Genomic DNA, 25,471 nt, shown 5'->3' with positions numbered 1-25,471 from the left:
ATTCAAATGATAGGGTCTAGTCCTTCTGTCCGATGATCTGTCTGATGATAACGACGAGCATCCATGGTGTCGTGAACGGCTGCAGCAAATCTGCGAATGCCTTCATCGATGGAATCCTCCTCGGCACATGAAAAGTTGAGTCGAACATAGGCCGTTTGCGGCACTTGGGCAAAAAACGGATTGCCTGGCAAGTAATCGACACCACGATCGGCTGCACGAAGTATCAATTCATTGGCATTGAGTCCGGCAGGCATCCGACACCAGATGAATACGCCTCCTTCAGGCTCCTGCCAAGTCATTCCAGGCACTTCATATTTATGAAGCGCTGCGACCATAAGCTGCTTACGCCGATGATAGCGATTTCGAATTTCATCCAGATGCTCCTCAAGCAGCCCGCTGCGAATCACTCGCTCCATAAGAAACTGCGAGAGTGTGCTAGTATGCAGATCAGCCATTTGCTTGGCAATAGCCAGCTGGCGGATTACAGACTTGGGTGCACTCAGCCATCCCATACGTAATCCAGAGCCAATAAGCTTGGAAAAGGTACTGAGATAAATCACATGGTCATGACGGTCCATAGCGTGGATCGGTGGAACATGATGTCCGGAGTAACGCAGATCACAATAAGGATCATCCTCGACAATAATCGTTTTATAGCGATAAGCCAGCTCAAGCAGACTTTCCCTGACGTTCTGATTCATCACCAGACCCGATGGATTCTGGAAGGTGGGCAGGACATAGATTAGCTTTGGATGGTATTTGGCTAACATAGACTCCAATAAATCCAGTCTCATCTGTCCTTCGGTATCAGCTGGGATGCCAATTAATCTCGCACCAGCTGATCTGAACGTTTGCATAGCGCTAAAATAACTGGGCTCTTCAACGAATATCGTATCACCCGGATCGATGAACACCCGGGTAAGCAGATCAATACCTTGCTGAGAGCCGGATAACACGAGCACTTCCTCAGCAGTGGTATGAATCCCTCGCTTCTCCATCCACATACATAACGCCTCACGCAAGGAAAGAATTCCTTCCGTAGCTGTATGCTTCCATAACGCATCGCTCTTTTCTTGCACGAGCAGCTGCAGCTGCTCTCTGAGCTTGGCAGTAAGCTGGGGCCCAGGGTCTGGCAGCGCAACACTGAACGAAATGGAATCCGTGCGCTTGGAAAGAGACAGCAGATCACGGATTAAAGGGTCACCTGCTGAAAACGATCTTTCACTGAATAGCTGCCTCCATGGAGGCGCACTATAGCTGGGAAGCGTGGTGGAAGCAGCAAGAGCATCGGAAGGATGCATGGGCAGTACGACAGTTCCTTTTCCAACAAAGGATTCGATCAGACCTTCTGACTTTAATTCGAAGTATGCGTTCAATACCGTACTGCGATTCACACCTAATTGCTCGGCCAGCTTTCGTTCTGGTGGAAGAAGGCTGCCGGCTGGAAGCTCGCCACTGAATATAGCTTCACGTATTTGCTGTTTAATTTGCATATAAATCGACGTGGTAAGCTCTCGCGAAATCATAATATTCATGGATAGCACTCCAATGGTGATCAATTGGTTGGTGATATGATCAATAATCACTTACATTTTCTTATTTTACCACGAAACGAACAGATGAAAACAACCAATTGGCAGGTTTTTTGGCCAACCAATTTTTTTGTTGACCCTAACGTAACGTGATAGCTTATGATCATTTCAGGAGGTGAAGCAATGGCATGGCTTATATGGTAAAGGAAGTCGCAGAGCTCGTTAATATAAGTGTGCGAACACTGCATCATTACGATGAAATCGGTTTGCTTGCGCCAGAGTCGATCAATCAGTCAGGGTATCGGTTGTACACGGACAGAGAGCTTGAAAAGCTGCAGCAGATCTTATTTTTTCGAGAAATTGGTTTTTCGTTGAAGGAAATCAAAGTCATATTGGATGATCCCGAATTTGATCGAACCCGGGCATTGTTAGCTCATAAGGAGCTGCTGCTGGAAAAAAAGAAGCGGTTGGAGCGCATTATTGAAACCGTGAATCAAAGCATACAATCTGCACAAGGAGGAATGAAAATGAGTAATAAAGATAAGTTCGAGGGCTTTGATCAAAGTGCAATCGAAGAGCATAAGAAAAAATATGCAGCAGAGGCGAGACAAAAATACGGTAACGCAGCAGTGGAAGCGGTTGAGAAGCGGACAGACCGTTATACGAAAGAAGATTGGGCGAAGATCACAGCGGAAAACGACAACATCCATACAAGGATAACTACAGCCATGCATCGTGGTCCGGATGATCCCGAGGTGCAGGTTGCCGTGGGCGAGTTAAGACAGCATATTACGGATCATTACTATGACTGCACACCGGAAATTTTTCGCGGGCTCGGTGATTTATACGTAATGGATGAGCGTTTCACTGCTAACATTGATAAGCATAAGCCGGGTTTGGCTGTGTTTCTTAGAGAAGCTATGCAGGTCTATTGCGATAGACTTGGAGCCAGTCCTCATCTATGAACGAGAAGCCTCCTAAATCCTCTGTCAAAGTGGATATAGGAGGCTTCGTTTTATGAATTCTGCTTGTACGATACATGTACAAAGTTATTGTTGTGGAGCCTTAACATACAGTCTGCTGGTTTCTTCCCAGATCTCTCCAGGCTCCAGTCCGTACAGTCCGATCAGCTCACGGTCCAGCTCCTGCTTCATGTTCGGCGCGTTCACTAGATTGATTTGCGGTTCTGGACAGAAGAAGCCTGGCGTCGCTCCGTTGTTCCAGATCATCCATTGTTTAAAGCTTGTACCGACATCATAGACCAGCGTCAGCTTGCTGCGCAAATCCGTTAGCTCCATACGGTTTCTTCCATTTTGCGGAACGGCTGTATAATGATTATCCATCGATTCAAAGAATGGAGACAGGCCTTCGGCTTTCATGTTGATCTCATCTTGTGTAAGCGTTTGAAATTGACCCGTCGGCAGCATCCGTTGATCCAGCTCCCAGCGTTCGCCTATCGTCATATTAAACCGGTAATCGGATGACGAGCTGCCTGGAACGAATGGTGCATTGATCGCGGTGTGAAAAGCGAGCAGACGCGGCATAGGCGTGTCACCATCATTACGAATAAGCACGTGCTGCGATAATCCGTTGCTGCTTAAGGAATAGCGTAGCTGAATCGTAAAAGCATGCGGGATATATGTATATACAGAATGCCCCTCTGCTACAGTCAAGCTTAAGGTTACCCAGCTCTCTGTTGCAGTTGTACCGAATCCGTCCACATTCCAAGGGATGTTATGAACAAAGCCGTGCAGGTGATTGCCAGTCGCAGCTTCATTGACAGGAAACCGATAAATGCTGCCGTTCCAATGGAAGTCGCCGTCTTCATAACGATTCGGTGGAAATAATACCGGAATGCCATGAATGATCGGATTGGCTTTGAAGGATTCCATCGCGTGCTCCTCCGGCTCGTGCAGGAAGCGGTACTGATTGGCTGTATCGCGAAAAGCAATCAGATTGGCGCCCACACCCGGCAAAACAGCAGCTTCATAATTCGCTGCACGCAGCCATACGGCCGGTTCTCCTTGATAAATACCTTCATGTGCTTGCGCTTGATTGTTCATATTTCCCTCCTGAAATGATAAGAATAATAGCCTATACCCATTATAAGAAAAAGATCTAAAAAAACAAACAAAATGATAATTTTACAGCATGCCAATTGGCAGTAACCCTTTATATAATGAGGGAAAGGAGCTGATTATCATACTAGCCAAAGAAACCTATGAAAGTACGACTGCATTTGTCAATACATATTCAATTCCATCAGAGTTAAAAATTACGGACATTCGATTTGCTGATATCGACGGTTCCCCCATGCATTGCAGTTTAATTCAGGTGTACACCAATCAAGGATTAATCGGCTATGGCGAGGTAAGAGACGCAGCAGACAAGAACTACGCTTTAATGCTGAAATCTCGCTTACTTGGCGAAAATCCTTGCAATATTGACAAGCTGTTTCGTCGTATCAAGCAATTTGGAGGCCATTCCCGTCAAGGCGGAGGCGTGAGTGGTATTGAAATCGCACTTTGGGACCTCGCTGGAAAAGCATATGGGATCCCGATCTATCAAATGCTGGGCGGTAAATTTCGTGATAAAATTCGGATGTATTGTGACACTGATGTGCAAGGCAGGGATACGGGACTTGCGATGGGTCATGCACTGAAATTACGGATGGAAAAAGGCTATACGTTTTTGAAAATGGATTTGGGCATTAATCAAATCATCCACGAGCCGGGAACGTTAAGCGCGCCACTGGGCTACTTTGAAGATATGAAAAAGCTGTCGGAGGTGTGGGCAAACCGAAAGAACAACCAAATGACCGAAATGGAAATTATCCACGCACGCAATCGGATGTATGACGCCTACAATGTGGCACATCCTTTTACAGGTATTCATGTCACTGAAAAAGGACTTGATATGCTGGAGCAGTATGTTAGCGATGTGCGTTCAGTCATTGGCTTTGAGGTACCGCTGGCGATCGATCACTTTGGCCATATCGGGGTGGAGGATTGCATCAAGCTGGGACGCCGAATCGATAAATATAATTTGGCTTGGATGGAGGATATGATTCCATGGCAGTACACTGACTTGTATGTCAGACTGGCCAGATCCGTTACGACGCCGATTTGTACCGGAGAGGATATCTATTTGAAGGAAAATTTTAAACCGCTGCTGGAATCCGGCGGAGTTTCGGTTATACATCCGGATCTACTAACAACTGGAGGCATCTTGGAGACGAAAAAAATCGGCGACATGGCGCAGGATTACGGAGTGTCTATGGCCATTCATATGGCAGAAAGCCCGATTGCCTGCCTGGCTGCCGTACATTGTGCAGCAGCTACGGAAAACTTCCTTGCGCTTGAATTCCATTCGGATCACGTCTCCTGGTGGGATGATATCGTGATTGGACGTTCACTGCCCAAACCGTTAATACAAAATGGCTTTATTACTGTACCGGATGCGCCAGGACTTGGCATCGACTCGTTGAATGACGAGGTAATCGCCGAGCACCTGCATGCGAACATTCCAGGCTTGTGGGAATCGACAGACGAATGGAATTACTCGTGGTCCAACGATCGTCTCTGGAGCTAAATAAAGACAGGATTCAGAAAGCGAACAATCGGCAAAAGCCGTCATGCGCTATCTGAATCCTGTCTTTTTTGTAATGATAATGCGTTAAATTATACTTTTAACTCGGCAAGCTGAATTCGTCTTTCACGTTCTGCTGCAGCTGCAGCCTCCATTAATCCTCTGATATAGCCAACTCCGTACAGGCGACCCAGCAATTCATAGCCAGGATTGTCATTATTCTCGCCCTCCATTGTCGGTACGTGATCAGGTCTTGCCGGCCCTTGAAAACCAACCTCATAATACGTTTTCATAGCCTCCAGCATATCGGTTTTGCCGTCATCATGAAACGTTTCCTCGAATTTCTCGGGCGTTCCGCGAACATCACGGAAATGAACGAAGAAAATTTTATCCTGTGCAGCAAACTTGCGAATCACAGTCGGTATATTTTCACCAGCTGTCGCTAAAGTCCCCTGGCATAACGTAATACCGCTATATTCACTTGGCACCAGATCTATGGCTTGCTGCAGCGCATCCGAGCTTCGCAGAATACGGCATACACCGCGTATCGGCGAGATTGGCGGGTCATCGGGATGCAGAGCCAGCCTTACCTTTGCATTTTCCGCGACAGGCACAATTCGCTCCAAATAGTATTTCAAATTATCCCACAATTGATCCTCGCTGACATGACCGGCTTCAGTTAACGGTGCATTAGCCATTAAGGAATGATCATAACCGGAGACGAGCGCTCCGCCACGGGTACGGATCGTAGTCGAGGTACGGAACCAATTGAATTGAGCCATAAAATTATAACAGAGCACGGAAATGCCTGCAGCCCCCATATTCGTAATGAACTGGCACATCACATCGATCTCTTCATCTCGGCCAGGCAAGCCAAGCTTAATACGGTTTGTCTCGGGCGCCGATTCAATCACTTGAAGATCGAGCCCAAAATCACTGAATCTCTGTTTCATTTGTACCAAATTCATATAATCCCATGGTTTCATTCCGTGATCTTCCTTGGGTAAAGGACCGACGGCATAGTTAACGCCCATTTGCTTGGCAAGATGCCAAAGCCTGCTTGGATATCCGGGGAAAAATTCTGCTAACTGAAGCATGAAAAGACCGACCTCCTCATATTGACAACCTGTACATGGTTGGTACTGTCCTACGGAATATACCGTCCTGTTCTTAAGTAAGAATCAGGACGGTTAGTTCATGATCCAGACGATTTACTTTTTGTTCAGCTTCGTTTCGGTTTCTTTGCCTTTGGCCACGATTTTGTCATAAGCCTGTTCGATGGTTTGTTTTTTGAACATAACGGTTTCCATTTCCGATTTGTACAAGCTTGTAAAATCAGACCAGCCTTGAGGAGCCGGATAGAACGGAAGTGCTTTATCCAGTGCATTGCCTAACAATTCTTTACCCATCAAGTCTTTTTTACTTAAGTTGGGCTCCAATGTTTTGTAAATCGCATCGTTGATCGGAACGCCACGAGTCAATCCGAGTGTTTTACCGACTTCTTGGTCGGAAATAAACCATTGAATAAATTTTTTGCCTTCAGCCGCATATTTCGTATTTTTGCTTAAACTAAAGAAGATTGTAGCTTGTGCCCAACCGCCTCCAGCTGGCCCTATAGGATTGTTGACTACTGAAATCTTGCCAGGGTTTAGTGTCTCCATGACTCCGACAGAACCGACCGTTACGCCTCTTGCCATTACACCGGATACCATAGCATCGGCTTTGGGATCATTTTCTTTAAAAGCAGTGGTTGCTTCTGCGGATGGAATCGTTCCGTCAGCACGCCATTGCTCATGCATTTTTTGAAATTTAAACCAGAGATCTTTATCTAAATTAAATTTGGTTCCGTCCTGCATGATCGGTCCTTTGCCATTGGACGTTTGGTAGAATTGATACCAATCCCATACGCTTGTGTTATCAGTAAACGGATATTTACCCTTAGGCAGCTTATCATGAGCTTCCTTCATATAAGTGAAGTATTCATCCCATGTCCAATCCTTGTGCGGAAGTTTCACACCAGCAGCTTCCAGCTCGGCTTTATTGAAGGCAACTCCTGCGCCATTATGACTGAGAGGAATTCCGTATAATTTGCCGTCAATCTTGACGTTGTTGACAATTCTCGGATCGACTAGTCCTTTCAGATCCATATCGGACAAATCCATGAGCAAACCTTTTTTCGCATATTCGTTAATATAGGCTCCGTCCATTTGCAAAATGTCGGTCATGGAATTGGAGGCAGCGAGCGTAGGCAGCTTTGTCCAAAAAGCATCAAATGCCATATATTCGGAAGTGAATTTGATATTTTGATTTTTGGCTGAGTACATTTCGAGAGCTTTCAGAGTCGCTTGATGGCGGTCATCCGGTCCCCACCACATAATCTTCAGGTCAGCAGCCTTGGCAGCAGCAGGTGCATCTTTAGCTGGAGTCCCAGTCGTTTCAACGGTTTTGGAGCAAGCGGTCAGGATCAATGAGAAGGCAAGCACTGCTAGAATCATATTTTTCTTTTTATTTGATTTCATTTAAGATAACACTCCCTTAATCATATAGTTTTACAAGTTCCATCAGTTAGTTGATCTGCCTTCACAGCGCAGCGTACGACTCCAAAGCATGGCTAGCTCATGAATGGATCTATACCTCCGTGAGGCCGATGAACCTGCAGTTTCTTACATCATCATGTTGAAAATCGTTCACGTTATATTGGAGCTCATCTTGAAACTTACAGTTTCCATTCTGACATCCGGATGCGGCCTACATGCCGGATAAATCAACATAAACCTAATGGCTCCTATCCTTTAATGCCGGTTGTTGCAATACCTTCCACAAAATGCTTTTGTGCGGTGATAAACAAAATGACGGATGGAATGATCGACAGGAGGGACATAGCCAGAAGCTGACCCCATTGGATTTCAAACTGATCGATAAACATACGAAGCGCCAAGCCGACTGTAAATTTTTCAACCGAGCTTAAATATAAAACCTGTGCAAAAAAATCATCCCAGCTCCATATGAAGGTAAAGATCGCTACAGAAACTAATGCAGGCTTGATTAATGGGAAAATGACATGTGAAAATGTTTTGTATACAGAAGCCCCATCAATCTTGGCTGCCTCATCAAGCTCTCTTGGAATTCCTCTTATAAATTGAACGACTAGAAATACGAAGAAGGCGCCGCCTCCCAAAAAGTGCGGGAGAATTAGCGGGATATAGCTGTTGACCAACCCCCAATTGTTAAACATGATATATTGGGGCACGATGGTAACTTGTCCGGGAAGCATTAAGGTAAGCAGTAAAATTGAGAACCAGAAGGAACGAAGCTTGAAATTGAGTCTGGCAAAACCAAAGGCGACGACTGCGCTGCTTAAGACGGCACCGAGCACATTCCAGAATTCCATCATTAATGTGTTGAGATAAAATGTAGTAAAGCTGTATTTGGGCGAAAATACCCAGCCTTTGGTGTAATTTTCCCACATAAACGTTGTCGGCCAGATCGATGAGGATTTCATATCTGTAACTGTTTTGAGTGAAGCGCCCAACCACCAAAAAATGGGATAAATCATGATCAGTGAAAATAGGATTAGGATCAAATGGCTTCGAAACGTGTTGAAGCTAGTAGCTTTGTTCATTTGTTTTTCCCGCCTTCCGACTCATAAAATACCCAATATTTAGATGCCAGAAAGTTTAAGCCGGTCATAATCGCAATAATAACGAGCAGGATCCAGGCAAGCGCCGAAGCATATCCCATTTGATAATGTTTGAAAGCCTTTTCATAAAGATAAAAAGCATACATGTACGTTGAGTTTGCGGGTCCGCCAGTTGTAATGATGAATGCAGAAGTAAACGTTTGAAAGGAGCCGATGATGCCAAGGATGAGATTGAAAAACATAACCGGGGATAGCATGGGTAAAGTAATGTGAAAGAATTGGCGAACCTTGCCTGCTCCATCGACGGAGGCTGATTCATACAAATCCTTCGGTATTTGCCGTAAGCCTGCCAGAAAGATGACCATCGTGGAGCCGAATTGCCATACATTGAGTAAAATGAGCGTGCCGAGCGAAGTGTCGGGATTGGCGATCCAGGCTTTGCCTTGAACACCAAACCACGATAGGACTTGATTGACATAGCCGTCCAGACCGAACAGATTGCGCCAGAGGATGGAGACTGCGACACTGCTTCCGATAAGGGAAGGGAAGTAGATTGCGGTACGGTAAGCATTCATTCCTTTAAGACTCTTGTTAATAAGGAGCGCTACCATTAATGAAAAAAATAACTTAAGAGGAAGCGAAAATAGTACAAATGTAAATGTGACACCGAGCGACTTGGTAAACAGATTGTCTTTTAAAAAGATTTCCGTGTAGTTGTCGAGTCCCGCCCATACAGGCTCCTCAAGAAGTGAATACTCCGTAAACGACAAATAAAAGGAACGTCCTATCGGCCAAACGGTTAGAAGTAAAAACCCAAGCAGCCAAGGTGAGATGAATATATACCCTTCCAATTGGTTGCTGAATAGGTTCTTTTTACTTTTGCGAACTGGAGTTTCTGCTATCGTGTTCACGCTTGAGATTTCCTTTACCCCCATTGAGCCACTTCCTTATCCTATGATTCTTGTACTTTCACAGTGTAGCAAAGCGAATTTAACATGCACAGGTGAGGATTTTATGATATTGTTTGATTTTTTAACCAGTCTTATCAGGGTGAATTTAGCTTGCTGCAGGGGGAAATACACATGATGTAAAACCATCAATGCGGTAGTTTGAGGTCGTAATTTCGAATCAGGAGTCATTAAAAGCGGAAGTTATGTAAACGCATTCAAGAAGTGTGATAGAGTGGAGAAATGCTTGTGCGAATAAAGCGTGTTTGGATGAGAAGTCTCCTTTCTATTCCAATATACAGAGCGTAAGTCATTCTATATAGGGGAATATCATCGGCTGTTGGGGGGAATATGATAAGAGTTTGCCAATTGGATGACAAATTTATAGAGGCAAATCGAAAAATGCGTAAAAAAACCGCATCGACAAATCGATAAATTCGCTTAACATAAGAGGTGAAAATAGAATCGATGGGAAAGAAGGGTTCCACTTGAACTATGATAACCCCGAAGATATTGTTCAGCTAACGCCGCTTTGGCAGGGCGAGAGATTTCCAAACGGCCGTCCCCGCGTAGCGGATGATGTATTGCGTCGAATGGCGAAAATTACTCTAGAGGAAGCTTGGGGCACGCTTTGGAATCACGGCTATACGTTTCAATTTGAAGGCGATCTAAAAATGGTTCATCCTAATCAAGTCATGGTAGGCCGTGCGGTGACCTCGGTATTGGTTCCCAAACGTCCTGATCTTCATGAGACTCTTCTGAATTATGGTCATCAGCACGAGAATAGAAAGGGCTTTTTCAATCAATGGGTCATTGACACGCTGCAGGAGGACGATATTGTTGTTGTTGATTTGTTTGATAAAGTCCACCAAGGGACTTTTGTGGGTGGGAACCTGTCTACAGCAATAGCTTCCAAAACGAAGCGGGGAGGAGCTGTCATTTGGGGCGGTATCCGTGATAATCAACAAATTGTTGAAATTGAAGGCATTAACGTGTTTTATCGAGGCAGTGATCCGACAGCAATTGCTGACGTCACGATGGTAGGCATCAACACACCTTGTCGGATCGGTAAAGCGATCTGTCTTCCGGGTGATGTCGTGTTGGGAACACCGTCAGGTGTCCTGTTCATTCCGCCTCACTTGGCAGAGCTTACGGTCGTTCAGGCGGAAAAGTCGCAGGTACGCGATATTTTTGGCTTCGTTCGATTGCGGGAAGACATCTATACAACAGCTCAAATCGATTCGCCTTGGACCGTTTCGATCTGGAGTGACTTTATAGCATGGCTGGACAGTTCGGAGTCGTCGGCTGATTACCGTCATCTGAGCTGGGATCAGGAGCTGGAGGATGCCAATAGAGCAGAGTCACAAGGAAATTCGAGTCAGGTTCGATTGTAAAAGCAACATAGCAAAAAGGGGCAAAATAGGTGAACCCGCCTATTGCCCCATAGTTTAGTGAATCGCTGATTCGCGATAATCGCTTGGTGAACAACCAACCTTTTTTTTGAATATTTGACTGAAGTAGCGGGAGTCTTGATAGCCTATCGATTCTGCAACTTCATAATTTTTGAGATGTGTGTTTTTTAGCAGGTGTTTGGCTTTGTCGATACGAATGTCGGTCAATTGCTCGATGAAGGTTTTGCCTGTATTCGTTTTGAATAGCAAGCTGAGGTAGGAGGGTGTCATGTAAACTTTCTGGGCAAGGCTGTCAAGCGTGGCATGCTGGAATTCATTCTCCATGTTCTGGATCGTTTTCATAATAATACTGGTATGGTTATCATTAAACTTTCGCATGATAATGCCCCGTAATTCCAAGAAGCATTCAAGCACGTATGCTTTAACTTCCTCCAGATTTCTTTTGGTAACGACCGAGATGACTTCGAATTGGTTACAGGTAGTATCCTTCCCGAACTCGGCCAATACCCTTTTCTCTATGCCCACAAGCAAGCGAACGGTAGTTTCGTACAAGACCAGCATTTCACTGGATCCGTTTTGAACGAGAAATTCGTAAAATCCGTCAATAACGTGCTGGACTTCAGTGGAATCTACGGCTGATTTGAAAGTGTCATAAAGTTCTTTCTCCTTCACGTATGAATATTCACACATGCCCCTCACTCCTAACTATGGTTTACCGGATAAGGTCTTCATTTTTTTGTTAGGTAACTTGTTATTTTGTTAGTTAAATGATGCATCCGAAAGTAAAATGATATCGGTTACATTACCAATTTATGATAATAGTACAATGAAAATGGAGGAATATCAACCTAATTTATTGCATATTTGAAAATATAATGAGTTAATTTCAAATTTTAGTGTAAATAATGCGACAATAACCTAACAAATTTATTTGTTAGGTTATTGTGTGTAACGCTTATTTTTGAAAAGTTTGTGTGCTGCCTCTGACAATGAACTGACTTTGCAGCAAAACTTTTTCATACGGCATGCTTGGGTTATCAATTCTCCAGAGCAATAAATCAACAGCCTTCGTTCCAAGCGCTGCTTCCTCTGCTATCATCGTTGTCAGCTCGGGGAATCTTTTAATGATGTCTTCATTGTTATCAAAGCCGGTTATAGAACAGTCATCAGGCACTTGGACTGCAAGCTCTTTCAGGACATTCAGTACATGCAGGGCAATTTGATCGTTAGCGCATACAAATGCGGTTGGGAAGGAGTTTTCGGATAAGAGCTCAAGCTCGGCTGTAAGGCGATTGTAATTATCTGCATCTACTGTCGGTTTAATCTGCAGGAGGCTGCTGTTGTACGAATAGGATTTTATTTTTTCATCCATAACGGATTTAAAACCGCACCACCGGTCAAAAAAGCTTCTCGAGTAATGGATATCCCCAACGAAATGAATGTGAGTATGGCCTGTGTCAAATAAATAATTAGTAAGCCTACGCAAACTATCAAAGCTATTCATAAAAACGCTATCGGATGCGAGCAAATCATCCTCATGATCGACCAGGACGAACGGAATGGATAAATTTCTTAATTCCAGCAGCATTTCAGGAGCAATAAGGCCTACACTGATAACACCCATTAATCCCTCGGGTTTAATAACAAGGTTAAAATTTTGAGGAGAATCATCGGTGATGATAATCGTCCCAATTCCTCTTTTTTCCAAATTAATTGAGATACCTTCCAAAATTTTACCCCAATAAGCCGATTCCTTATTCTGACTTCTGATGTTAGGAATTAGAATACCAACTATTTTGTGATCGGGATCTACGGGAGGATGCTGCTTAGCATCGCGACTTTTTTTTTGGTTGTTATAACCGAATTCGGAAGCGACCTTATGTATTTTCTCCCGCGTTGCTGTACTTATACCTGATTTGCCTGATAAAGCCTTGGACACTGCGAACTTGGATACGCCTAATTTATCGGCGATCTCCTGCATAGTGACCTTTTTGACTCGAGACATGTTGCTCACTCCGATGATAGGTTTTTATATAATTTTTACATACTTGTAAACCTAATATCAACTCCTATTATTTGCAAACCGATGGTCAGTTCTGTAAAGTACGTGCGGATATTCAGAATAATCCAGTGATGATTCATGGGAAACCAATAGCAGCTCCAGTGATTCATACGTTATTACAAATTATATTTGTAATTGCTGTTCTCAGGCTGGATAGAATTCTTTTCATTATGGGTAATTTATATACAAGGATAATGAGCGGACCCTGCTGGAGAAACGAAGTGTTCGCCTTTGCTGAGATGGGAAGAAGGATCTTTTATCGCAGTGCTTATATAGAAACAAATTTTATAGCGCAGTACGCAGCATGTGGAAATAAAAAACTTCTTGCAAAGGAGATAAGTTTTCATTATTATATATTTAAACAATTTAAATATTACCCAGTGTAATATTAAACTTATGATAGAGAGGTGATAGCATGGAAAAAGTGATTAGTCCATTAAATGAAGAAAAGCCTTCTTTTGATAAAGATTCCTCATTGGAAGCCCATGATCCAAACAAGCGGAAAGGATTGCTCGTAGCGGGGTTAATCATTGCCATGCTGTTTGGTGCGTTGGATGGAACGATTGTCGGAACAGCGATGCCAAGAATTGTTGGTGATCTGGGTGGACTAGGTTTGATGACCTGGTTGACGACAGCATATATGCTTACTTCTACGGTTATCGTACCGATTGCCGGAAAGCTGGCAGACTTGTTAGGACGCAGAGTTGTTTATGTAACAGGTTTGAGTATTTTTATCATAGCCTCCGCACTGTGCGGATTGTCGCAAAATATGACGGAGCTTATTTTATTCCGCGGCTTGCAGGGTATCGGTGGCGGGATTATGATGCCGATGGCCATGATTATAATCGGAGATATCTTCACAGGCAAGCAGAGAGCCAAATGGCAGGGTGTATTCGGTGCCTTGTTCGGGCTTTCTTCCATTATTGGTCCACAGGTCGGTGGATGGATCGTCGATGCTGCCAGCTGGCGTTGGGTGTTTTATATTAATTTACCTGTTGGTATATTGGCTATTGTATTGATTTCTATTGCACTTCCGAAGTTCCAAAAGAAAGACAAGGTGCAATTCGATATTGCCGGTATGACAACGATGATTGTTGGTGTTGTAAGCTTGCTGCTCGCTTTAACGTTCGGCGGGAAAAATTTCGCCTGGGTATCCTGGCAGGTGATTGGACTGATCGTCCTAGCCGTCGTTTCATTGGTTAGTTTTGTCTTTATCGAATCAAAAGCGAAGGAAGCCATACTGCCAGTTTCGTTGTTCCGAAATAAAACGTTCACGATCATAAATGGAGTCGGCTTCCTGATGAGTGTCGGCATGTTCGGAGCGATCATGTTTGTGCCGTTATTCATGCAGGGCATAGTCGGGATCAGCCCGGCGGCGTCCGGTACCGTTATGACGCCGATGATGATTACAATGATCGCGGCAAGCGTCCTTGGCGGTCAGCTCGTCCAAAAGATTGGTGTGCGTACACAGATGGGTATCGGTATGGTCATTATGGCCATCGGATTTATATTGCTGACTACTCTTAGTATGACAACCTCGAAGCTGACGGCCTCCAGTTTTATGATGGTTATAGGGCTTGGCATGGGCTTGGTGATGCCGCTGCTTACGTTGGCTTTGCAGGAAAGCTTTCCAAAATCAAAGCTTGGTGTGGTCACCTCCTCAAGTCAATTTTTTCGGCAAATTGGAGGCACCTTTGGGATGACTATACTTGGAGCGATAATGAACCATCATTCCAGCAACCAGCTGACGCTTAATCTGGTTCCTGTGCTCAAGCAAATTCCACAGGAAGGCAGCACATTCATAAGCGACATGATTGCCAAAATCAGTACGGACCCGCAATCGCTGTACTCGGTACTGCTCAATCCGGAGGCGCTTAGCCAAATGCCGCAGGCATTAACGGCTCAGATTGTACCAATTTTAAAAACAGCACTGGTTGATTCCTTGCATACAGTGTTTATGTTCGGTCTTGTGTTCGTCATTCTCGGTGCCATTCTAAGCCTGTTTGTAGGCAAGGTGCAGTTGTCGGATCGCAAAGGAACACGAAATAGTGAGGAGCCGCAAGAAGCCATGCAATAGCTCAAATGAGGGTTGAAATGAGTAAGGCATTCTTTACAATGAACAAGGATTAAACGGAGCTGAGTACGAGGTTTTGAAGCCACACGATATCGTGTGGCTTCATGCGGCAGAGATAAGCGGATGCTGGGCTAGATACATTGAGTTAAACGCGATTAATTGGCTTATTTTGGAGTTTTTATATTAGTCGTTTTTCTGATATATTATTTCGTGTACTAAATATTTTCAATGGAATGATTAAGTGATGAAAATGTTAAAGGGGAAATGATTTTGTTTGTAATAAGGAGTGAACGTCCTTGATTGATCATTTTAATATGGAGAAGATCGAACGTCTGCATCGGCAGGTTCATAAAAAATTCATATCCGAGTGGAATGCGGTCAGTCCGATGAATTTGAGTTTGCCTCAGGCTAACATGCTTCATATGCTTCACAAAGAAGGCATTCAAAGAGTATCCGATCTTGCTGAACGATTATGTATGACACCAGGGGGACTTACATTATTATGCGATAAGCTAGAGGAGAAAGGTTTAATTCTCAGATATCGGGACGAAGGTGATCGCCGCAGCGTGTATTTGGAAATTAGTCCACAAGGGCTGGAAGCCTGTGTAGCAAGTAATGAATTGAAAAACCAGCTTGTTGAAAAAATGCTGCAAGGAATATCTGCAGAGGAGCTTCAGATTTTGGATAAGCTGTACACGAATCTGCTGCGCAATCTTGGAGAAGAAAATGTGTAAGATTGTTTTTTACGCTTATTTATTTCGTGTTCGAAATAAATAATGAATACAGAAATTTTAGAGATGGAAAGAGGATTGAGGAGAAACATGAAGCGAAAATCGGTGTTAATTGTTATTTTGACGGTACTGGTCATCGCCGGAGGTGGCATTGGCGGTATGTTCTGGTATCAGGGTCAGAACTATGTATCATCTGAGGATTCCAGACTTGCTGGCGATATTTATAAGGTAATGCCGCGAGTTACAGGAAAAGTTCTTTCGATGCAGGTGAATGAAGGAGATCATGTACTAGCCGATCAGATTGTTGGTCAGCAGGACAGCAACAACCTGAGTATTAGCAATTTGGAGCAAGCTACCTTGAGATCGCCAATCGAAGGTACGATTATTAAATCTTTGATTAAGCCAGGTGAGATTGCTTCTCCAGGCCAAACTGTTGCGATGGTCGTCAATCAAAAAGAGCTGTATGTATCAGCCAACATCGAGGAAACGGAAATTCATCGTATTAAAGAAGGTCAAACCGTAGAAATCAAGGTAGATACCTTCAAAGGCACAACCTTGACAGGAAAAGTGAAAGAGATCAGTAAAGCAACAGCATCAACCTTCTCGCTGCTGCCTGCGTCGAATACAAGCGGTAATTTTACAAAAGTGACACAACGGGTTCCAATTAAAATATCAATCGACGATCAACAAGGTGTTGAGCTATCACCGGGATTAAGTACTGTGATCAAGATTAAGGTTAACTGATAAAGGGGAGCAAAACGATGAAAACAAGGCAGCAAATTTGGGTTCCGGCGGTATTGTCGCTTGCACTGGTGAGCGCATTGTCGGGTTGTGGTTCTTCTACAGCGAGCCAAGTAAATGGTGCAGCTGCAGAAGCGCCAGTAAAAGTAATGAAGCTGGGTCAGCTTACAGATACCGGCTGGAGCGGTAAAATTAATCCGGATCAAGAAGTGAAAATTGTCAGCAAAATATCCGGCAAGGTATCCAGTGTCAATGTTAATGAAGGAGCTGCAGTGAAGAAAGGCGATGTGCTCGTACAGCTTGAGACTGATGATCTCGTTCAACAGCTGAAGCAAGCTGAATCCGGAGTTGTAGCTTCCAATGCGAAGCTGGCGGATACGCAGTCTGGTGCACGTTCGCAAGAGCTGAAGGCAGCGCAAAGTGCTGTTCGCGCGGCTGAGGCGGCGCAGGGACAATCAGCGGCAGCCGTTGAGCAAGCAAAAGCAGGTTTTGAACTGGCAACCAACACATACAACAGACTTCGCAACCAATTTGATAGCTCCTCTGCTGTAACAAAAGAGGATGTGGATCGTGGAAAGCTTGAATACGAGAAGGCCAGAACGGGCTATGAGCAAGCGCAGGCTGCAAGCCAAGCCGCAGCGGCACAGGTAGATGCCGCAAAAGCGAAGCTCGAGCTGACACAGGCAGGAGCTACGGATAACACGATTAAGGCGCTGCAAGCAGATCTGGATCGCTTGAACGCGGTCGTCCAGTTAGCGAGCAATTCAGTTAATAATGCAACGATTACTTCCCCAACGGATGGTATTGTTATCAAGCGCAGCATACAGCCTGGAGAGATGGCACAGCCGGGTGTTGCACTGTTCTCCGTTGTGGATATGAATCAGGTTCAAGTAGAGCTCAGTGTGACAGATACGCAGATTGGTTCTGTTAAAGCAGGCACAGCAGTCGAAGTGAAGGCAGCTAATGTACCGAACAAAACATTCCCAGGTACCATTTCCTTTGTGAGTCCTGTATCGAACGCCAATAGCAATACGTTCCCGGTTAAAGTAACGGTAGACAACAAGGATGGACTGCTGTTTGCTGGAACTGTTGCCGAGGTGCATTTGAAGGATGCAGGTAAAACTCGCCTTGAGGCCCCTAAATCATCCATCATCAAGAAGGATGGCAAAGAATATGTCATCAGAATAGACAACGGTACAGCTCACAGGATCGAAGTCAAGACAACAGAAAAAAATCAGGATTGGGTCTATATAGAAGCGAATGCTAATCTGCAAGCCCAGCAGCAAATCGCTGTGAGCCCTAACGACAGCATCGTTGATGGCGCTAAATTGAAAGTGGAATAGGTGGTGCAGAATTATGGCAGACGCTTCGACATTACCATCTGAGTCCGAGAAAAACGGCAGCATGTGGCTTGGCCTCTTCGCCATTGTGATGGGTACCTTCGTGTCCGTTCTGAACAGCAGCCTGATGAATGTGGCACTGCTGAAATTCGTTGCCGTGTTTGGTTCTGACGTTCCTACAGTTCAATGGGTTATTACCGGCTATATGCTGGCATCAGCTGTAGTTATTCCCATGAGCGGGTTTCTGGGAGCAAGGTTCGGCAACAAAAATGTATTTATTTACTCGGTGCTTGGATTTACCATTGGCTCCGTCTTGTGTGGAATTGCTTGGAGTGACTCCACTCTGATCATGTTTCGGATTATTCAAGGACTTGCCGGAGGCTTTATTATGCCGGTCGGCATGTCGATTATCTACACGACATTTCCACGTGAAAAGGTGGGAACAGCCATCGGATTATGGGGCGTTGCTGCAATGGTAGCGCCCGCGCTTGGACCGACTGTCGGTGGTTATATGATTCAATATTACAGCTGGCGTTGGTTGTTCTTTGTTAATATTCCAATCGGCCTATTCGCCTTTATTATGGGCAAAATTTTGCTTAAGGATTCAATAAGAAAATTAGATGTGAAATTTGATTTGGCTGGCGCTGTACTTTCTATTCTATTTTTTGGTACCCTGCTGCTCGCTTTATCCAAAGGGCAGTCGGAAGGCTGGACATCGCTATTTATTGTTAGTTTGCTATTCGTCTCTTTTTTCAGTCTAATGCTATTGATTTGGGTAGAGCTTGGCAGTAAAAATCCATTATTGGATCTGAAAATATTTAAAAATCCGCAATTTACGATGAGTACCATTGCCGGTAGTCTCGTTATGATGGGAATGCTGGGGGGAACCTTTCTTACTCCGCTTTACTTGCAAAATATACAATCCATGAGTGCGATGGAGACAGGGCTTCTTATGATGCCTCAGTCCATTGCGATGGCCTTTATGATGCCGATCAGCGGTAAACTTACAGAAAAGTTCGGCATTATCCCCGTCGGAATCATCGGGCTGGCAACGCTTGGTTTTACCACGATGGAGCTTCACATGCTGACGGCTGATACGCCTAACCATTGGCTTAATGTGATTTTGACGATTCGTGCTATTGGTATTGGTCTTGTTATGATGCCATTAACGACTGCGGGTATGATGTCCATTCCAAACGATAAAGTTGGGAATGCGTCCCCTTTATCCAATGTAGTACGGCAGGTTGCTGGTTCGATGGGAATTGCATTGTTTACTTCCATCATGAGCAATCGTCAACTCATTCACTACCAGCATATTTCCGAAAGCGTCCCAGTCGATTCGTTGGCTGCGAGCAATGTGCTCTCAGCAATGACAGGTGCTATTTACCAATGGGGTGTAGATACGACTACTGCGAGTGGGGTTGCAGCGATGAACCTTGCAGGGATGATGCAGAAAGAAGCCTTGATTCGAGGTATAGCCGACACTTTCTATATATCCGCGATTCCTGCATTCTTGTGCATACCGGTCGTCTTCTTTCTAAGAGCTAAGAAAAAAGCAGCTCCTGCACCTGAGCCCAAGCCGACTGCTGCACCCAATTTGGCCAAGGATGGCGTATTGAAAGCTTAAAAGGCTGTTTGAAAAGTCGACATATTGAACACTTGCATAAATTAGATTTTGGGAGGATTTACAATGAAATTAATTTGGAAACAAGCCGTTTCTACGGTGATGATTGCCTCGTCGGTCGTGCTCGCTGTCTCGCCTGCTTTCGCAGACGCAGCAGTACCTGCGCCAACAGTGATCGATTCGCCAGCATATGCCATTACCGATATGACGCAAGCTCAGGTGAAGAATGTGCTCTTGGAAAAAACCGCTGGCGGCTGGAGAATCGGCTCCGTTATTAAGCTGTCTAATCGTTCGGGCGCTATCGTACGTATTCCCGATTTCGAACTGCGGGCCAAAGCTGCGGACGGTACATCCTATACGCTTCAGCCAAGTGCAGCCAATGTCAAATCGATTTCGCCGCAAAGCAACGTCGAGCTTAGTTATATGACAGAGATCGACGCTAAGAACGAGCTGTCTCTAACGGATTTATTGTGGGTAGATGTGAATATGAATGTATACCCTAAACAAGAGACCGTGCTTGCCGACGCGGGTATCGGATCCTTGGTCTGGAAAGGTAGCGATGCTGTTATTAATGATGCTTCGTTACTGAACTGGGGACAGTCTTTTACTTTACCAGACATAACCTCGTCACTTACTTATTCTGCTGTAAGCCTATCGACGCAATATACAGGGCAAAAGCCGACCTATGTCGTCCAGTTAAAAGTAAATAATTCAGGAGGCTTCACAGAAACGGTTCCTGATTTTACTTTGAGCGGCAAAGCGAGTGGACAATCGTTTGTTGGTCAACGCGTCGAGCAAAAACCGATAAGCGTGAATCCTGGCGAAAGCCAATATCTGTATTACACGATTCCGACAGATGCCGGTATTAAGCCTGAGGCTTTCTATGTGTTAACGCCTGAAAGCTTTCTGAAGCAGGGTCAAACGACGCCTCAGTCGTATTACACCGGACGTATTGGATTCCATTTGCCTACTGAGAATAATGTGAATGCAGTTAACTTGCCTGATTATCAAATGGGCTCACCGATTGCGATTGATGCCGTCAGTCAGGCTGTGAATCCCAAGGTGACCGTTTCATTGGTCCATGCAGATTGGTTTGAGAATGAGGGTCAAAACTTTAAAACAGTTGTAGCCAATCTGAAATACACGAATTACAGCGATAGTCCGATGCCGATTCCTTCGCTCGGAACCGAGCTTGTGAATAGTTCAGGTACAGCCTACACCGGAAACCCGGTACCAAGCACATTAAAAGAAGTGCTGCCAGGTATGGGAGTGTCAGTAGCATATGCTTTCACGATGCCGACTACCGAGGAATCAGACCGGTTTGTCTTCAATCTGCAGGAACCGCAAGGGGATTCTGGATTTAAGGCTACGATTGGACAATTGAATATAGGTGTGCAGAAAGCAGCGCCTAACGATACGGAAATGGATTTATACCCTTATCATTTGAAATTGAACTCATGGGCTTTATCGATGGTTATTTCGCAGAATGCTTCTACTAAAGCATATAATTATACGTACAAACTCAAAACGGTCATGGATATTAACACCACGGACAATGTCGTAACGGAAGCGAGCAATCCCAAGCTGCTGATTGAGCTGGAGAATCCAGCTGGTGAACGCATCGCCTACAAATCCTTATTGCTTAGTGGTCCGGACCGTATCATGAACGGTAATCAGATTCTTTACTTTGATAATGTAAGTTCAGATCAGATGGAAGCACCGCTTAAAGTGAAATTCTATGAAACGGTAACGACGCCATCGGGCGAAGCGAAACGTTTGTTGTCTTCTTTGACTCAATAAAAAAGTAGCAGGCCCTCTTCTTGGCGACATTCGAATAATATGATATAGTTTGAACAATATTTACTTTGATGCCAGAATGGGGGCTTTGTCTATGAATCAAGCTATTCATATTTCCAAATCTATTCATACGCTGACCCGTTTATATAATGCAACTCTTGAAAATTTTATGAAAGAGCTCAATCTGACCAAGCCACAGGGTATAATTATCGGTCAAATTTATAAAGAACCGAAGACCATTGGGCAAATCACAGAAGCGGTTCAGCTTTCCTACAGCACGGTTTCCGGTATCATTGACCGTTTGGAACGAGATGAATGGATTCAAAGAGTACGGGACAAGACAGATCGCAGAGTCATTTGGATTCAAAGGACCGATAAAATGGATGAAATTCGTAACAAGGTTGAATTTTATCATGAGCAATTTTTTCATACTGTGCTCAGCGATCTTGAAGCAGACGAGCTGGATAAAATTTCGACTTCTCTGGACTTGCTGAATTCACAATTGGAGAAAAAGGGCTCGTACAAGTTTTAGCCGGATTGTAATACGAATGGTTTGTCGCCTAAGAAGGTCTCTAGAGAAAAGCTTCCGAATCCACTTTGCTGGTGCTGGAAGCTTTTTTATGGTTATACAGTGCCCTATCATTCAGTGCTAACTATTCACAATATTGAGCATTGACAAGGTATAAGGATGAGGTGTACGGTAATACTCACATAGGTCAATGTTCCTACATAGTGTGGGTAATTGGAATGATAGGAGGCGAGCTTATTGAAAAATGAAATGGATCTGCACAAGCTGTCGAGGAACAGTCTGGGACTCCAGGGGCATGGGGCAGATACCGACGTCCGTGAGCTGTTCTTAAGTGGTAATGATCATTTTTGTCCTGTATCTCTTGGGAAAAAGACGACAGTCTCACTTTGGATATTGATGGTGCTTTCTATAGGAGCTGCTATTTGGCTGCATATGTTTCACTCTTCTCCGTTGTTGTTAGGCTTGTATGCAGTTCCTGTGGTCATTGTTGCTTTGTATGTAGCCAATGTATTTCTCGTATCCACTTTCGCAGCTGCTGTCATGGGAATTTGGCTGTATTTTAGCGAGGTGGGCTGGATTCCGGTAATCGGTGCTGCCGCACTGCTGCTGATCTCGATGCTCATCCGTCGGGTAACGGTAGTATCCCAGCGTAATTATTTGCAAAAAGTGGAATTTGAAGAGCTGTTTATGAATACCATTTTGTCATTTTCCAAAAGCATTGATGCTCGTGATCCCTATACAGCCTTTCATTCCAACAATGTCGCCAATTATGCCAAGAGAATTGCGGCCGAGCTGGGCTTATCCACTCAGGAAATACAAGCTGTTCATCTGGCAGGACTCATTCATGATATAGGTAAAATTGGAACGCCCGAGTCTATTTTGCAAAAAGAAAGCCGTTTGACAGAAGAAGAGTACGATGTGATGAAGAAACATGCCGAGGATGGCTATCAAATTATTAAGGATATCAAAAAATTACAGGATATGGGTGCAACAGATATGGTACGGCATCATCATGAGCGGATGGATGGACATGGTTACCCGCATGGTTTAAAGGGTGATCAAATTCCGTTTGGGGCAAGGATTTTGGCAGCCTGCGACGCGTTTGATGCAATGACGACCAATCGTTCCTATCGCCAAAAGCTATCTATGGAAACTGCAGCCGAGGAGCTCCGTAGACATAGCGGCACACAGTTTGATCCTGTTGTAGCCAAAGCATTCATCAGGGTACTGATGGAGGATGGACTGATACCGGCAGAAGAGGAGTCCGAATCAATGAGACTTCTGCCTTCACTACAGAAGTCATAAAATAAGCAGATATTCAGGAGTGCAGCTACGGCTGCCTCTTTTTTTGCTTTTTAGAAGTTTCTATATAAGTTTGCAAGTAGGCCTGAGTTTGGTTACAATAGGTCGTGACCAAAAAAACGATGTGGTCAATTATTCAGATCGCCTTGTGTGAATCAGAAAGGATAGAAGTATGGATAGAAGCGGAAGACGTGAGCAAATTATTAGAGCCGCCCGTGAGGCTTTCCAAAGCTTTGGCTATAAGGCTACAACGCTCGATCATATTGCGAAATACGCTAACATGGGAAAGGGCACCTTTTATCTTTCATTCAAAACCAAAGAAGAGGTGTTCACCTGTATTGTTGATGATGAGCTCAAGCAGTTTGCACGGTTTGCTGAGGAATCACAGCATACGTATGGGACGAATGTTGAATCGCTGCACCATTATATATGTAACGTGGTTAATTATCAAAAGCAGCATCCATTGTTTTGCAAGCTGAAGCAGGAGGCCGAAGCCTTTCAAACTTTTGAAGTGAAGGAAGGTCTCATACGGATTGAGAGCACTGCTTTTGACCAGCTGCAAGAGCTCATTCATAACCTGATGGACAATGGCTCGATTGAGCAGTGTGATGTGGAATTTACTGCATTTCTAATTACTGAGCTGTATACGGCTTTGTTGTATAAGTGGGGAGAGAATCATGCTCCGCTTAGCAGTGAGGAGATCTTACAAATATTCAAGAAATTTATGCAACCGGGCTTATGCCCTGAGACTAGAAAAAAAGATAGGGAGATTTCACCATGAATGCAATCGAAAATAAAACCATGCCGCTTGTTTTTTTAATGATCAATATTTTTATCGCGATGCTGGGGATCGGACTCATTATTCCTGTACTACCCGAATACTTAAAGGCATTTAATGCGGGCGGGCAAGCTGCCGGGTATATGATCGCGGCCTTCGGATTGACTCAATTTATATTTTCCCCAATTGCTGGAGAATGGTCGGATAAATACGGACGTAAGATTATGATCGTATCCGGTATGGGATTGTTTACAATATCGAATCTGGTATTTGCTATGGCTGATCAAATATGGCTGCTGTACTTGTCCAGACTTATCGGTGGTATCGGAGCAGCAGCAATGATTCCGTCTATGATGGCATATATTGCGGATGTAACGAGCGTAGAGAAGAGAGGTAAGGGTCTTGGTCTTCTCGGGGCAGCGATGTCGCTCGGCTTTGTTATCGGTCCTGGTATTGGAGGCTTTCTGGCCGAATTTGGGATTAGAGCGCCCTTCTATGTATCAGCCGGTGTTGCTGCCTTGGCCTTGATTGGTTCCATGGTGTTCTTGCCGGAGGCACTGTCCAAAGAGAAGCAATTAGCTGCACGTCAGGTGAAGGTGAAGCGAGAAAGTGTTTTCAAGCAGTTTGCTCTTTCTTTCAAAGCACCTTACTTTATATTGCTGCTGTTAATTTTTGCGTTGACGTTTGGTTTGGCCAATTTTGAAGCCATTTTTCCTTTATTCGTTGATGCCAAGTATGGCTACACAGTGAGGGATATAGCGATTCTGATTACAATAGGCGCTTTAATCGGAGCTTTGGTTCAAGCTCTGCTGATCGGTAAATTGATACAGCTGTTCGGCGAGAAAATGTTAATTAATATTACGTTTGTGCTGTCTGCGGTCTGTCTCGTGCTCATGCTGTTATCAGGAAACTTCTGGTTTGTACTCATCGTGACGATGTTGTTCTTCACTTTAACTTCCATTATGCGTCCCGCAATCAATACATTGTTATCCAAAATGGCAGGTGAGGAACAGGGTTATGTAGCAGGAATGAACAATGCATACATGAGCTTGGGCAACATCTTCGGACCTGCTGTGGCTGGTACCTTGTACGAGATTCATTTAAATCTGCCTTATGCATTCGGAGCGATTGTACTGGTGATCAGCTTCTTCTTGTCCTCCGTTTGGGGACGTAAGATCACGCATGCGGATACTCCGGTTGATTTGCAGAAGTCGTAAGACGAATCTTTTCTGTGATTATTTGTAAATCCTTACCCGGCAATGGCAGGGCAGGTCACTGCCTGTTCGATTCCGGGTAAGGATTTTTTGTTATTCCCATGGCATGATCCACGCGGCCAGTCCATATATTGAAACGGTACGGGCATGGATCTCGTCG

General features: G+C 44.4%; 21 protein-coding genes. 13 read left to right on the top strand and 8 right to left on the bottom strand.

The features are described from left to right. Nucleotides 1-2: 2 nt before the first annotated feature. The gene (locus BM210_RS02010; RefSeq protein ID WP_091163952.1) at nucleotides 3-1,535 is read right to left on the bottom strand and encodes a MocR-like pyridoxine biosynthesis transcription factor PdxR; all 1,533 of its coding nucleotides are present in this window, start codon (nucleotides 1,533-1,535) and stop codon (nucleotides 3-5) included. A 185-nt stretch (nucleotides 1,536-1,720) separates the two neighbouring features. On the opposite strand from BM210_RS02010, the gene BM210_RS02005 reads away from it, so the two are divergent. Beyond that, complete coding sequence (locus BM210_RS02005) at nucleotides 1,721-2,497, top strand: MerR family transcriptional regulator (RefSeq protein ID WP_091163950.1); 777 nt, start codon at nucleotides 1,721-1,723, stop codon at nucleotides 2,495-2,497. A gap of 84 nt (nucleotides 2,498-2,581) precedes the next feature. Here the strand turns inward: BM210_RS02005 and BM210_RS02000 are convergent, their stop codons facing one another. After that, nucleotides 2,582-3,595, bottom strand: a complete 1,014-nt coding sequence (locus tag BM210_RS02000; RefSeq protein ID WP_091163948.1) for an aldose 1-epimerase — start codon at nucleotides 3,593-3,595, stop codon at nucleotides 2,582-2,584. Between the two features lie 88 nt (nucleotides 3,596-3,683). Here BM210_RS02000 and BM210_RS01995 point away from each other — a divergent pair, with 88 nt between their 5' ends. Continuing rightward, the gene (locus tag BM210_RS01995; RefSeq protein WP_091163946.1) at nucleotides 3,684-5,123 is read left to right on the top strand and encodes a mandelate racemase/muconate lactonizing enzyme family protein; all 1,440 of its coding nucleotides are present in this window, start codon (nucleotides 3,684-3,686) and stop codon (nucleotides 5,121-5,123) included. A gap of 89 nt (nucleotides 5,124-5,212) precedes the next feature. Here the strand turns inward: BM210_RS01995 and BM210_RS01990 are convergent, their stop codons facing one another. The 4 genes from BM210_RS01990 to BM210_RS01975 all read right to left on the bottom strand — a co-directional run bounded on the left by BM210_RS01990 (nucleotide 5,213) and on the right by BM210_RS01975 (nucleotide 9,695). Then, nucleotides 5,213-6,217 (bottom strand): mannonate dehydratase, encoded by a 1,005-nt coding sequence (locus tag BM210_RS01990; protein WP_091163944.1) that lies wholly within the window; start codon nucleotides 6,215-6,217, stop codon nucleotides 5,213-5,215. A 114-nt stretch (nucleotides 6,218-6,331) separates the two neighbouring features. Further along, entirely contained in the window at nucleotides 6,332-7,639 is a 1,308-nt protein-coding gene (locus tag BM210_RS01985; protein WP_091163942.1) for an ABC transporter substrate-binding protein, read from the bottom strand. Between the two features lie 266 nt (nucleotides 7,640-7,905). Continuing rightward, nucleotides 7,906-8,742 (bottom strand): carbohydrate ABC transporter permease, encoded by an 837-nt coding sequence (locus BM210_RS01980; RefSeq protein ID WP_091163941.1) that lies wholly within the window; start codon nucleotides 8,740-8,742, stop codon nucleotides 7,906-7,908. After that, nucleotides 8,739-9,695, bottom strand: a complete 957-nt coding sequence (locus BM210_RS01975; protein ID WP_091163939.1) for a carbohydrate ABC transporter permease — start codon at nucleotides 9,693-9,695, stop codon at nucleotides 8,739-8,741. Before BM210_RS01975 ends, BM210_RS01980 begins: the two co-directional genes overlap by 4 nt. A 500-nt stretch (nucleotides 9,696-10,195) precedes the next feature. Between BM210_RS01975 and BM210_RS01970 the strand changes: the two genes are divergently transcribed. Then, nucleotides 10,196-11,101, top strand: a complete 906-nt coding sequence (locus BM210_RS01970; RefSeq protein ID WP_091163937.1) for an RraA family protein — start codon at nucleotides 10,196-10,198, stop codon at nucleotides 11,099-11,101. 54 nt (nucleotides 11,102-11,155) lie between these two features. Here the strand turns inward: BM210_RS01970 and BM210_RS01965 are convergent, their stop codons facing one another. Together BM210_RS01965 and BM210_RS01960 are read right to left on the bottom strand one after the other, a co-directional pair. Beyond that, nucleotides 11,156-11,809, bottom strand: coding sequence for an AraC family transcriptional regulator (locus BM210_RS01965; protein ID WP_091163935.1), 654 nt, complete (start codon nucleotides 11,807-11,809; stop codon nucleotides 11,156-11,158). A gap of 265 nt (nucleotides 11,810-12,074) precedes the next feature. Continuing rightward, complete coding sequence (locus BM210_RS01960; RefSeq protein WP_091163933.1) at nucleotides 12,075-13,124, bottom strand: LacI family DNA-binding transcriptional regulator; 1,050 nt, start codon at nucleotides 13,122-13,124, stop codon at nucleotides 12,075-12,077. A gap of 532 nt (nucleotides 13,125-13,656) precedes the next feature. On the opposite strand from BM210_RS01960, the gene BM210_RS01950 reads away from it, so the two are divergent. The 10 genes from BM210_RS01950 (at nucleotide 13,657) to BM210_RS01905 (ending at nucleotide 25,314) form a co-directional block, all read left to right on the top strand. Further along, entirely contained in the window at nucleotides 13,657-15,258 is a 1,602-nt protein-coding gene (locus BM210_RS01950; protein WP_371263413.1) for an MDR family MFS transporter, read from the top strand. Between the two features lie 293 nt (nucleotides 15,259-15,551). After that, nucleotides 15,552-15,989 (top strand): MarR family winged helix-turn-helix transcriptional regulator, encoded by a 438-nt coding sequence (locus tag BM210_RS01945; protein WP_091163928.1) that lies wholly within the window; start codon nucleotides 15,552-15,554, stop codon nucleotides 15,987-15,989. An 87-nt stretch (nucleotides 15,990-16,076) separates the two neighbouring features. Beyond that, on the top strand, nucleotides 16,077-16,730 hold the full coding sequence (locus tag BM210_RS01940) for an HlyD family secretion protein (RefSeq protein ID WP_091163927.1): 654 nt from the start codon (nucleotides 16,077-16,079) through the stop codon (nucleotides 16,728-16,730). A 17-nt stretch (nucleotides 16,731-16,747) separates the two neighbouring features. Then, complete coding sequence (locus tag BM210_RS01935; RefSeq protein ID WP_091163925.1) at nucleotides 16,748-18,070, top strand: efflux RND transporter periplasmic adaptor subunit; 1,323 nt, start codon at nucleotides 16,748-16,750, stop codon at nucleotides 18,068-18,070. 13 nt (nucleotides 18,071-18,083) lie between these two features. After that, the gene (locus tag BM210_RS01930; RefSeq protein ID WP_091163923.1) at nucleotides 18,084-19,694 is read left to right on the top strand and encodes a DHA2 family efflux MFS transporter permease subunit; all 1,611 of its coding nucleotides are present in this window, start codon (nucleotides 18,084-18,086) and stop codon (nucleotides 19,692-19,694) included. A gap of 63 nt (nucleotides 19,695-19,757) precedes the next feature. Beyond that, nucleotides 19,758-21,491, top strand: coding sequence for a hypothetical protein (locus tag BM210_RS01925; RefSeq protein WP_091163921.1), 1,734 nt, complete (start codon nucleotides 19,758-19,760; stop codon nucleotides 21,489-21,491). Between the two features lie 91 nt (nucleotides 21,492-21,582). Beyond that, nucleotides 21,583-22,020 (top strand): MarR family winged helix-turn-helix transcriptional regulator, encoded by a 438-nt coding sequence (locus BM210_RS01920; protein WP_177237574.1) that lies wholly within the window; start codon nucleotides 21,583-21,585, stop codon nucleotides 22,018-22,020. Between the two features lie 234 nt (nucleotides 22,021-22,254). Then, entirely contained in the window at nucleotides 22,255-23,322 is a 1,068-nt protein-coding gene (locus BM210_RS01915; RefSeq protein WP_091163916.1) for an HD-GYP domain-containing protein, read from the top strand. 169 nt (nucleotides 23,323-23,491) lie between these two features. Further along, complete coding sequence (locus BM210_RS01910) at nucleotides 23,492-24,100, top strand: TetR/AcrR family transcriptional regulator (protein WP_091163914.1); 609 nt, start codon at nucleotides 23,492-23,494, stop codon at nucleotides 24,098-24,100. Continuing rightward, the gene (locus BM210_RS01905; protein WP_091163912.1) at nucleotides 24,097-25,314 is read left to right on the top strand and encodes an MFS transporter; all 1,218 of its coding nucleotides are present in this window, start codon (nucleotides 24,097-24,099) and stop codon (nucleotides 25,312-25,314) included. Before BM210_RS01910 ends, BM210_RS01905 begins: the two co-directional genes overlap by 4 nt. Nucleotides 25,315-25,471 lie beyond the last annotated feature (157 nt).

The organism is Paenibacillus sp. 1_12 (assembly GCF_900114475.1).
GTDB lineage: Bacteria > Bacillota > Bacilli > Paenibacillales > NBRC-103111 > Paenibacillus_S.
This window is presented reverse-complemented; position numbering and strand designations above follow the sequence as displayed.